This window comes from Chitinophagales bacterium, from assembly GCA_041392475.1.
In the GTDB taxonomy this organism is placed as follows: Bacteria; Bacteroidota; Bacteroidia; order Chitinophagales; family UBA2359; genus JAUHXA01.
Genome location: JAWKLZ010000001.1, coordinates 3,495,558 through 3,507,280 on the forward strand (window position 1 = coordinate 3,495,558; position 11,723 = coordinate 3,507,280).

Here is an 11,723-nt window from a genome sequence, read left to right on the forward strand (position 1 = left end):
TTTAAAGAAAACAACTCCTCCTTATTTTGGTTCCTCAACCAATAAACCAAAGGCTTTTCTAATTTATTTTTTTGCCCCTTCCCCAAAAATGAATATATTTACATTTAGTCACGCAATCGATTGCATTAATTTTAGCTTCCTACAACTCTATGAACAAAGAAAAGAAACTACGCAGCCAAGAATGGTTTGGCGGCAACGATAAAATGGGCTTCGTACACCGTTCTTGGTTACGCAATCAAGGCTACCCCGACGACTACTTTCGTGGAAAACCTGTCATTGGCATCTGCAATACATGGTCAGAACTCACCCCTTGCAATGGTCATTTGAGAGATGTGGCTGAAATCGTCAAAAGAGGCATTGTAGAAGCAGGCGGATTTCCACTTGAATTCCCAGTCATGTCATTAGGCGAAACCATTATGCGCCCCACTACCATGTTGTTTCGCAATTTAGCAAGTATGGATGTAGAAGAATCCATCAGAGCCAACCCCTTAGATGGAATCGTATTGCTAACAGGATGCGACAAAACCACTCCTTCAACCATCATGGGGGCTTGCAGTGTGGATTTGCCCACCATTGTAGTACCAGGTGGCCCGATGCTAAATGGTCGCTTTCGAGGAGAAACAATCGGCTCAGGTTCATTTAATTGGATGATAAAAGAAAAACAAAAAACAGAGAACTTTGATAAAGCGGATTTGTTGGAAGCCGAAGTCTGTGCCGCACGAAGCATTGGCCACTGCAATACCATGGGAACGGCTTCAACAATGGCCGCTATGTCTGAAGCATTGGGGCTGACACTCCCAGGTTTTTCGTCTATTCCAGCAGCTGATTCCCGAAAAAAAGTAATGCAACAACTATCAGGCCGCCGCATCGTTGAAATGGTCAAAGAAGATTTGATTCTCTCCAAAATATTGACCAGAAAAGCATTTGAAAATGCCATCGTCACCAATGCAGCCGTTGGTGGTTCTACCAATTTAATCATCCATTTGATAGCCATTGCGAGAAGAATAGGTGTGGAGTTGAAGTTAGAGGACTTTGATTCTATTGGTAGCAGTATTCCCTTGCTTGTCAATCTGATGCCTTCTGGAAAATACTTGATGGAAGACTTTTTTTATGCAGGAGGATTGCCTGTGGTCATGAAAGAATTAGGTGATTTACTGCACCAAAACATTCTGACTGTTAATGGCAAAACTCTCCGAGAAAATTACACCAAAGCCCCATGTTACAACCAAGAAGTCATTTCAAGTATTGACCATCCCTTTCAAAAAAATGCTGGAATTGCTGTTCTCAAAGGAAACTTGTGTGAAAATGGAGCAGTGATAAAACCCTCCGCAGCTTCTCCAAAATTGATGCAGCATACAGGTCGAGCCGTTGTTTTTGAAAGCATGGAAGACTACCATGCCCGAATTGACCTGCCTGAGTTGGACATTGACGAAACTTGTGTAATCGTATTGAAGGGAGTCGGACCGAAAGGTTATCCAGGAATGCCCGAAGTTGGTAATGTAGATTTACCCGAAAAACTGATTTTGAAGGGTATCAAAGATATGGTACGTATTTCGGATGGCAGAATGAGTGGAACAGCTTACGGAACAGTTGTCCTACACATTTCACCTGAATCTTCCATTGGAGGTACATTGGCAGTCGTCCAAAATGGCGATTCCATCACCTTAGACGTTCCCACTCGCCTCCTACAATTGAATATTTCCAACGAAGAATTGGCTCAAAGAAAAGCCGCATGGATAGCTCCCGAACCTTTAGCAACAAGGGGTTATGTGCGTATTTATTTAGACCATGTAGAACAAGCAGACCTAGGAGCAGATTTAGATATATTGGTCGGTGGTTCAGGCTCTAAGGTAGAGAGAGACTTGCATTAAACAAAAAGAGAACAAGTACCATGAAGATTTACAATACTCAAAAAGGAATAATTATTGAATCCTCCCATTCCTTCTATTTGGTTGATGAAAATTGGGATAATTTCATCAACGATGACGATTTACTGCAAAAAATCCATCAACGAATAGCAATAACACCTGTAATCAAAAATGCCCAAGAAATCATTGACAACTATTTACTAGTTCCGATGCAAAGTCAAGAATTGTGGGCAAGTGGCGTAACCTACTTCAACAGCAAATTGGGGCGACAAGAAGAAGCCAAAGAAGCAGGAGGCGGAACATTTTACGCACGAGTTTATGAAGCGGACAGACCAGAATTGTTCTTCAAAGCTACCGCCCACCGAACAGTTCCATCAGGTGGCCAAGTACACATCCGCAAAGATTCAACTTGGAATGTGCCAGAACCTGAACTCACATTAGTCATCACCTCCAATGCCAAAATTGTAGGATATACCATCGGCAACGATATGAGTTCCCGAAGCATTGAAGGAGAAAATCCACTTTATTTGCCACAAGCCAAAACCTATGATGCTTGTGCAGCATTGGGGCCGTGTATTTACGTGACCAACCAAACATTGCCTAATGACACTTCTATTAAAATGAAAATCAAGCGAATAGAAGAGATTATTTTTGAAGGAAATATTCAAATCCAACAAATGAAACGCACACCTCAAGAACTCGTGGAATATCTTTATAGAGAATGTTCATTTCCGCATGGCAGTCTATTGATGACAGGTACAGGTATTGTACCGACCAGTGAATTTACCTTAAAAAGTGCGGATGAAATCCAAATTTCGATTGACCAAATCGGTACACTAATCAATTATGTAAAATGAATTTGAGAGGATAAAATGTTATTGCAGAAAAATCCTTCGGCTGTGTAATAATGAATTTCAGAAAAAAATGAATTCTTTCACAAATAACGAATTAAATATATGAAAACTAAATCATTTTATAACTTTGTATTTTTAATCCTGTTTTCGCTACCGCTTTTTGGAGATATTACCTTGCCTCAATTGGTAAGCGATGGAATGGTATTGCAACGAAATGCAAAAGTCAGCATTTGGGGTTGGGCAGATGTTGGAGAAAAAATCACTCTTACTTGGGACAAATCTGAACATACTACAACTGCAAATGAATCGGGTGAATGGGAGGTGATTTTGTCAGATTTGCAGGCAGGAGGACCTTATGACATAAAAATTGAAGGCAGCAATACCCTGATTGTCAAAAATATATTGGTTGGAGATGTTTGGGTGTGCTCAGGACAATCCAATATGGAAATTTCGATGGAAAGGGCAAGGCCACTTTACGAAAAAGAAATTGCAGAAGCTGACAATCCCAACATTCATTACTTTGAAGTTCCCAAAACCTACGACTTCAAAACGCCTCATAAAGACCTAAATGGCGGCAAATGGATAGAAGTAAATCGAAAAAATATAGTGAAATTTTCGGCCGTTGCTTACTTCTTTGCCGAGCATTTATACCACGAATACAATGTTCCGATAGGCCTGATTAACACAAGTTTAGGTGGCTCTCCTGCTCAGGCATGGATCAGTGAAGATGCCATCAAAGCATTTCCACACCATTGGGAAGAAGTCCAAAAATTCAAAAGTGATGAATTAATCAAAGAAATCCAAGATCAAGACAACAAAAACTGGTCAGATTGGCACACACAACTTCGCCAATCGGATAAAGGCTATCAAAACCCTGATTTGCCGTGGTACGCAAATGAAGTAAACACAGAAAACTGGTCGAATATGGAAGTGCCAGGTTATTGGAAAGATACCGAATTGGGCAGTAAAAACGGGGTAGTCTGGTTCCGAAAAGACTTTGAAGTACCCAAATCCATGCTCGGCAAAACTGCACAATTGACACTTGGCAGAATTGTAGATGCGGATTCGGTGTATGTGAATGGTGTTTTTGTAGGAACAACAGGGTACCAATATCCACCAAGACGCTACCAAATTCCCGCTGATATTTTGAAAGAAGGCATCAATACCATGACTGTTCGGATCATCAACGAAAGCGGAAATGGCGGTTTTGTTTTAGACAAAGAGTACAAGATACGAATTGAAGATCAAGCAGTTGATTTGAAAGGAGAATGGAATTACCGATTGGGTGCAGAAATGCCTCCAAAAGCTCCACAAACTTTCATTCGATGGAAACCTGTGGGCTTATACAATGCCATGCTACATCCCTTATTGAAGTACCGAATCAAAGGGGTGATTTGGTACCAAGGAGAATCCAATACAAGCCAACCTTCAGAATACAAAGACTTACTTACTACACTGATACACGATTGGCGAGAAAATTGGCAACAAGGGAATTTTCCTTTTTTACTGGTGCAACTTACCAATTTTATGGAGGCAAAAGACCAACCTTCAGAAAGTAATTGGGCGGTTTTGAGGAATGCTCAACTGCAAACATTGGAAATACCCAATACTGCAATGGCCGTCACGATTGATATTGGCGAATGGAACGACATTCACCCCTTGAACAAAAAAGATGTCGGCAAACGATTGGCATTAGCCGCCCAAAAAGTGGCGTACGGTAACAAAAAAGTGGTGTATTCTGGTCCAAGTTACCATTCTATGAAAATCAAAAAGAACAAAGTCATCTTGTCTTTTGACCATGTTGGCAATGGCTTAATGGCGAAAGGTGGTAATGGATTGAAGGAGTTTGCCATTGCAGGGGAAGATGGGAAATTCGTTTGGGCGAAAGCAATGATTAAAAAAGACAAAGTAATTGTTTCGAGTGAAGAAGTTACTCATCCAATTGCAGTCCGATATGCATGGGCAGACAACCCACAATACGCCAATTTCTACAACAAAAACGGTCTCCCTGCTTCGCCTTTCACCACTGAAAAATAAACTTTTACAACATGAACTCCTTGCAAATCAACCATAGATTTTTATTACTTGCATTACTTTTTTTTATGGTGGGTTTTTCCTGCAAAAATTCGTCCCTGCCCACTTCAATGGCATTTTCAACCAATTCAATAGTTTCTACCGACAATGGTTTTGCGCTTTTAGTAGACAAAAACGCCACCCCAATCTATGTGAGTAGCGAAGATCACAAAGGAGTATTACGGGTCGTAAAAATGTTTCAAGAAGATATTGAGCGAGTTACGTCTGTGAAACCCGATTTAATTACCCATACTTTACCTTCCAATGGTACAGCAGTTTTAGTGGGAACGATTGGCAAAAGTTCAATCATTGACCAATTGATTTTCAACAAAAAAATAGATGTGAGTTCCATTGAAGGTAAATGGGAAACCTTTTTGATTGAAACAGTCAAAAACCCCATTGAAGGAGTGGAAGAAGCTTTGGTAATTGTAGGAAGTGACAAACGAGGAACGATTTACGGAATGTTTGATATTTCCTATGAAATGGGTGTTTCACCCTTGTATTTTTGGGCAGATGTTCCTGTCAAGAAAAAACAAAACGTCTATATCATCCGTGGTTCACATACCAAAGGAACCCCCAAAGTGAAGTATCGGGGCATTTTTATCAACGATGAGGCACCTGCGCTTTCCGGTTGGGCATTTGAAAATTTTGATGGCTTCAATGCCCAATTTTACGACCATGTTTTTGAATTGATTTTACGGATGAAAGGCAATTATTTGTGGCCTTCCATGTGGGGCAGAATGTTTTATGTTAACGATCCTCAAAATCCAGTATTGGCGAATGAATACGGAATTGTGATGGGAACTTCACACCACGAACCATTGACTCGTGCCCATGCGGAATGGAAAGAATTTGGGGAAGGGGATTGGAACTATGCTACCAATCCACATAGATTGCGGGAGTTTTGGAAAGGTGGCATGGAACGAATGGGGGATACAGAAACCATTGTATCCATTGGTATGAGAGGCGATGGGGATGAACCCATGACCGAAAATACGGCTATAGAACTCTTAGAAACCATCGTGAAAGACCAACGCCAAATTATTGCAGAAGCAACAGGTAAACCCACCGAGCAAACGCCGCAAATGTGGGCTTTGTACAAGGAAGTAATGGATTATTACGACAATGGAATGCGTGTACCTGACGATGTGACTTTGCTTTTGTGTGACGACAATTGGGGCAATATCCGAAAATTACCTACTCCAGATACCAAGCCTCGGAAAGGAGGTTATGGCATTTATTACCACTTTGACTATGTAGGCGGCCCTCGAAACTATAAATGGGTGAACACCAATCCTATTTCACGAACTTGGGAACAAATGCACTTGGCTTACGAAATGGGGGCAGACCGTCTTTGGGTCGTCAATGTGGGCGACATCAAACCAATGGAATTTCCGATTGAGTTTTTCTTGGATTATGCGTGGAATCCCGAAGCAATTGGCAAAGATGATCTACAAGCCTATACAGAAGCATGGGTAGGTCGCCAATTTGGAATAGAACATACTGCAGAGATTGCGGATTTGATTTCAACATATACCAAATACAATGCTAGAAGAAAACCCGAACTGTTATCGCCTCAAACCTATAGTTTGGTGAACTTCAATGAGGCAGAAACTGTGGTGGCAGACTACAACAAACTGGCGGAACGAGCGAAAGCCTTAAACGAAAAAATGCCGAATGAGTACCAAGACGCATTTTATCAATTGGTGCTGCATCCTATTGAAGCCTGCGCCAATCTGAACGAACTCTACACAACAGCTGCAAAAAACAAGTGGTACGTTCTACAAGGTCGTGCATTGACCAATGATATAGCACAGCGAGTCAGAGATTTATTTGAGAAGGACTCTTTGATTTCGCACCATTACAACCACATAATGGCAGATGGCAAGTGGAACCATATGATGGACCAAACCCACATTGGATACACCTATTGGCAGCAACCCCCCAATAATAATATGCCCAAAGTGACAGATATTGAACTACCTGAAAAAGGTGAAATGGGCGTAGCTGTTGAAGGGTCACTTATTCATTTTCCCAACCCCATTTTCGACATAGATTTGAGGCTACCAGATTTTGACAAATACCACCGTCAAAAATACTATGTTGAGGTTTTCAACAAAGGCAAAACAGCTTTCAGTTACGAAATGAAGGCAAATGAAGATTGGATAAAAATCGAACAAGAGGCGGGTGAGGTTGATGACCAACATCGAAACTATGTTTCCATTGATTGGGATAAAGCTCCAAAAGGAACAATACAAGCGGCTGTAAATGTGGAAAGTGAGGACAAGGTAAAAGTACCAATTTTATTCACCGCTCACAATCCCAACACGAATGATGCCAGAGGTTTTGTGGAGAGCAATGGATATATTTCTATTGAAGCCTCCAGCTTTTCCAACAATGTAAAGAAAGTTGATATTGCTTGGGTCGAAATACCCGATTTAGGTAGAACAGGTTCTGCTATGACTCCTTTTCCAGTCACTACTCCGACACAAAACATTGGGGAAGATACTCCACATTTGGAGTATAATATTCACCTAACTTCAACGGGTACAATCAAAGTCAAGACTTTTTTATCACCTACTTTGAATTACCACAGCAATATCAGCGATGGCTTGAAGTATGCCGTCTCCATTGATAGAGAAACGCCACAAATAGTGAATATGCATAGTGATGTATCAAAAAGTTGGTGGGGAGAGTCCGTTGCAAATGCCATTACCCATTCAGTTTCAGAACATCAAATTGAAACTGCGGGCAATCATATCTTAAAAATTTGGATGGTAGATGCAGGTGTTGTGCTTCAAAAAATTGTGTTGGAAACAACTGATCAGACAGCAAACAAAAGTTACTTAGGCCCACCAGAGAGCATGTATGTAGAGTAAACTTTTGCCTTTCGTCAAACCTACTTCACCTTCAACTTAATTCCATACTTAGGACGCAAGGTAATCAAAGGCTCCATAACTATTTTTTGACCTTCAATCAATTCAAAATCAAAATTTTGCACCATTGCCGCCAAAATCAACTGCATTTCCATCATCGCAAAATGATTGCCAATACAAAAGCGTGGTCCAGCCCCAAAAGGCATATAGTGATGACTTGGGCGAGCCTTCACCTTTTCGGGCGTAAACCTTTCGGGATCAAATTTTTCTGGATCAGGATAATAGGCAGCATTGTGGTGTAAAGCATAAATACAACACTGCATATTTTTGTCTTTTTCTATCTCCAAACCCTCCCATTCATCCGCTTCAATGGCTTCTCTGCCCACAATCCACGCAGGCGGATACAAACGCATCCCTTCCTCCAATACCTGTCTTGTATAGGTCAGTTGTTTCAAATCTTCAAAAGTTGCCAATCGCCCATTCAAAATCGCTTGAGCTTCCTCCTTCAATTTTTCGACAATTTCGGGATGCTGCACGAGCAAATACCAAGTCCACGCCATTGCATTGGCAGAAGTTTCGTGTCCCGCACTGAAGATGGTCAGTAGTTCATCTCGAAGCTGTTCGTACTCCATTTTTTCACCCGTATCCTCATACCTTGCGTCCATCAACATTTGCAGCAAATCGTCCTTTGATTCACCACTTTCTTGCCGTTCTCTTATCAAATTTTGAATGATGCCGTCCATCACTTCAAAAGATTTTTCGTAGCGACTATGCCGACCATTGAAGCGATAAAAAGGTGTAAAAATGGGTTGGTGAATCCGCAAAACAACATATCGCTGCATATCTGTCATGCTGTCATAAACCTTCAATAAGTCACCGTCCAAATCTGCGCTAAACAAAGATTTAATCGCAATTTTGGCGGTAATAGCCATCATTTCGTGGGCAATATCTATGGTTTGCCCACGCTTGTTGTTCAACTCTTTCATGTAATCCGTCACCACAGCACCCATTGATTGAAACAGATTTTCGAGGTTCTTTTTGTTGAAAGCAGGCTGCGCCAATCGCCTTTGTTTTCGCCAAAAATCTCCCCTACTCGTCACCAATCCATTGCCTAAAAGCAACCTCATTTGATCATAAGATTTGGTTTTGCGGTAATTTCGGTGGTTTCCCTGCAAAACGTACTTAATCAAATCGGCATTTGCAGTCATGATAAACTTGCGAGATGGTATTTCAGCTTCAAAAGTATCTCCCAATTCTGCAACGTTTTTCATAATAAAAGCCAAAGGATTTGGAGCAAAATCCTTCATATTTTTCCAAAGCCAGTGCTTTTTTGGTGCAGGCAATTTTTTGGTAGAAATGGGAATAGTTGCTTTTTGGGTTGTCATTGAAGATGTTTGTTGGAGGGTGAAATAACTCTATTTATTTTTTGTGCGTACTGGTCAAAAATCATAGTCCGATTTAAAATTCCGAACCGTTTGATAGGGAAGCGTTTTTTTCATTTCAATTCTTTTTCTAATTTTCATTCATTGCATAGTGGGATAATGCTATTGAGCCATCTTTTGTTTTTCTATTTTTGTATTCTTCAGAAAAACTGCCTATATTGCCTAATTATCAAATCAATACAATTTTTCACAACATACTATAAATCATTAACTATGGGCAAAGAAAAAGAGTTTTTTATCCCCAATCGCATCACCCAAACCGAAACCATTTACCTTCATGCCTTGCCAGATATCGTATTTCCATTGTTCGGTCCATTTGAAGAAAAAAAATGGGCGCATAACTGGAATCCAGAAATGGTGTATTGCGAAACAGGTGATTTGGAGGAAAACATGGTTTTCAAAACCTACAGCTTCAAAAATGTGAAGACGACTTTTCTTTGGATAGTTTCTTATTTGAACCTTGAAAGCAAGCAAGTAGTTTATACAGTTTCTTCAAAAAACCGTGTCTGGACTATTCATGTCCACTGCAAAGTCATGGAAACTGACCCAACAAAAACCGCAGCAGAGGTGACCTATACATATATTGGACTGAACAAAAAAGGCAATAAACGAGGTCAAAAAGCATTGGATGCTAAGTATCAATATAAGTTGAAGGATTGGGAAGAATCCATCAATTATTATTTGGAAACTGGGGAAAGATTGAAAATCACTATATGATAGTTGGTTTCAGAACACTTGCAATAGTTTTACGTTACAAAATGGATAAACAGCGTCTAAACATAAAGCAGAAAGTGCTGCTTTGTGTTTTATTCAAAATAAAAATTGACAATCAATGAGTTCATCGGCAAATAATAGCAACACCACCAACACCAAAGCTACCTCTCCTGCAAAAAAAGGAGGAGTGAAATCATTTTTTAAAAAATTGGGATGGGTATTTTTACTCATTCTTTTATTGGGTAGTGCCACCTTTGTAGGTGTTTCCAACATGACGTACAGCGAAGGCACTCGAGCAGGATATCTTATCAAAATCTCCAAAAAAGGATTCATTTTCAAAACCTACGAAGGACAGTTAAATCTGGGCGGGGTTGGCTCAGCAGGTGATGTGACAGCCATTGTAGGCAATGATATTTGGGAGTTTTCGGTAAACGATGATGCAGTTTACAAAAAACTACAAGAGTTTGAAGGAAAAAGAGTTAGCTTAAATTACAAAGAAAAAATGAACGCTTTCTCTTGGCAAGGTGATACCAATTATTTCATTACTGATGTTGAAGTAGTTGAATAACAAGTATTACTTCAATTAGTATATTTACCAAAAGGCTTTCTTCCAACACGAAGAAAGCCTTTTTATTTTACCTTCCTGCTATACCAAAGTGACTGCTAAATGTCATGGATAGCGCAGTATTTTGGTAGATTCAGTAAAAAATACACACCAAAAGCAGCATATTTTGTAATTTGCAAGTCTATTAACTGGAAACACGATAATTTTATAGAAACTGTTGTGTTTGACATCATTGTTTAAACTTGGCTGATTACCACTTATGACCATTGAACACAATGCACCTCTACAATCTCTCAATACATTTGGAGTTGCAGCGACCACAAAATATTTTACCCGTATCACAGAACTTTCTGACCTTCAAAACCTATTCAACAACCCTATTTATCCAAAAACGCCTAAACTAATTTTAGGAGGCGGAAGCAATGTTTTGTTCACCCAAAACTTTGAAGGAATTTTACTCTACAATGCCATCAAAGGCATCGAAATGGTAAAAGAAACCGAAGATCATGTATGGGTCAAGGCTTATGGTGGTGAAAATTGGCATGAATTCGTAACTTACTGCGTGAATCAAAATTGGTCGGGCATCGAAAATCTTTCTTTAATTCCTGGCTCTGTTGGCGCAGCTCCTCTTCAAAACATTGGTGCGTATGGTGTAGAGCTAAAAGATGTTTTTAGCGAATTAGAAGCTTTTGACCTTAAAACAGGCGAGATACGCCGATTTACAGCTGAAGAATGTCAATTTGATTATCGAGATAGTGTTTTCAAGAGAGATCTGAAAGATTGCTATTTTGTCTTTTCTGTGACGCTGAAACTACACAAAACACCGCAATATAAACTTGATTATGGGGTTATACGACAGCAATTAGAGGCTATGGAAATTACAGAACTGAGTATCAAAGCTGTAAGTGACGCTATCTGTATGATTCGGCAAGAAAAACTACCAAATCCAAAAAAAATAGGCAACGCAGGCAGCTTTTTTAAGAATCCCATAGTCTATCTTCCGTTCTTTGAAAAGTTATTGAATCAATATCCTTCAATGCCCTATTATCAAATAGATGCACATTCTATAAAAATTCCTGCTGGCTGGCTGATTGAACAATGTGGTTGGAAAGGCAAAAAAGTAGGACAAACAGGATCTTACAAAAATCAAGCCTTAGTGTTGGTAAACTACGGCAATGCAACAGGAAAAGAAATCGCAGCTTTGGCAAAAAATATTAAATGTTCAGTCAAATCAAAATTCAATATTGATTTAGAACAAGAAATAAATATGATTTAAACGTTAATCAAAAAAGATAATATATTATAAATTTGTTAATATCACTAAATTTTTC

8 protein-coding genes are annotated in these 11,723 nt (G+C 39.7%); 7 read left to right on the forward strand and 1 reads right to left on the reverse strand.

Annotation, left to right across the window (positions count from 1 at the left end; translation table 11 throughout):
• Window positions 1-149: 149 nt before the first annotated feature.
• From R3E32_13055 to R3E32_13070, 4 genes are all read left to right on the forward strand, one after another.
• Window positions 150-1,871, forward strand: coding sequence for an IlvD/Edd family dehydratase (locus R3E32_13055; protein ID MEZ4885654.1), 1,722 nt, complete (start codon window positions 150-152; stop codon window positions 1,869-1,871).
• A 20-nt stretch (window positions 1,872-1,891) separates the two neighbouring features.
• Window positions 1,892-2,725 carry a fumarylacetoacetate hydrolase family protein gene (locus tag R3E32_13060; GenBank protein MEZ4885655.1) on the forward strand — a complete coding sequence of 278 codons (834 nt, stop codon included), beginning with the start codon at window positions 1,892-1,894 and terminating at the stop codon, window positions 2,723-2,725.
• A 99-nt stretch (window positions 2,726-2,824) separates the two neighbouring features.
• The gene (locus R3E32_13065) at window positions 2,825-4,759 is read left to right on the forward strand and encodes a sialate O-acetylesterase (GenBank protein MEZ4885656.1); all 1,935 of its coding nucleotides are present in this window, start codon (window positions 2,825-2,827) and stop codon (window positions 4,757-4,759) included.
• An 11-nt stretch (window positions 4,760-4,770) separates the two neighbouring features.
• Window positions 4,771-7,674 carry a glycosyl hydrolase 115 family protein gene (locus tag R3E32_13070; protein MEZ4885657.1) on the forward strand — a complete coding sequence of 968 codons (2,904 nt, stop codon included), beginning with the start codon at window positions 4,771-4,773 and terminating at the stop codon, window positions 7,672-7,674.
• A gap of 20 nt (window positions 7,675-7,694) precedes the next feature.
• Here the strand turns inward: R3E32_13070 and R3E32_13075 are convergent, their stop codons facing one another.
• A complete protein-coding gene (locus R3E32_13075) occupies window positions 7,695-9,056 on the reverse strand; it encodes a cytochrome P450 (GenBank protein ID MEZ4885658.1) in 1,362 nt (453 codons plus the stop codon).
• 270 nt (window positions 9,057-9,326) lie between these two features.
• Between R3E32_13075 and R3E32_13080 the strand changes: the two genes are divergently transcribed.
• The 3 genes from R3E32_13080 to murB all read left to right on the forward strand — a co-directional run bounded on the left by R3E32_13080 (window position 9,327) and on the right by murB (window position 11,668).
• Complete coding sequence (locus R3E32_13080; GenBank protein MEZ4885659.1) at window positions 9,327-9,830, forward strand: hypothetical protein; 504 nt, start codon at window positions 9,327-9,329, stop codon at window positions 9,828-9,830.
• A 115-nt stretch (window positions 9,831-9,945) separates the two neighbouring features.
• On the forward strand, window positions 9,946-10,395 hold the full coding sequence (locus R3E32_13085; GenBank protein ID MEZ4885660.1) for a hypothetical protein: 450 nt from the start codon (window positions 9,946-9,948) through the stop codon (window positions 10,393-10,395).
• A 256-nt stretch (window positions 10,396-10,651) separates the two neighbouring features.
• On the forward strand, window positions 10,652-11,668 hold the full coding sequence (gene murB / locus R3E32_13090) for a UDP-N-acetylmuramate dehydrogenase (GenBank protein MEZ4885661.1): 1,017 nt from the start codon (window positions 10,652-10,654) through the stop codon (window positions 11,666-11,668).
• Window positions 11,669-11,723 lie beyond the last annotated feature (55 nt).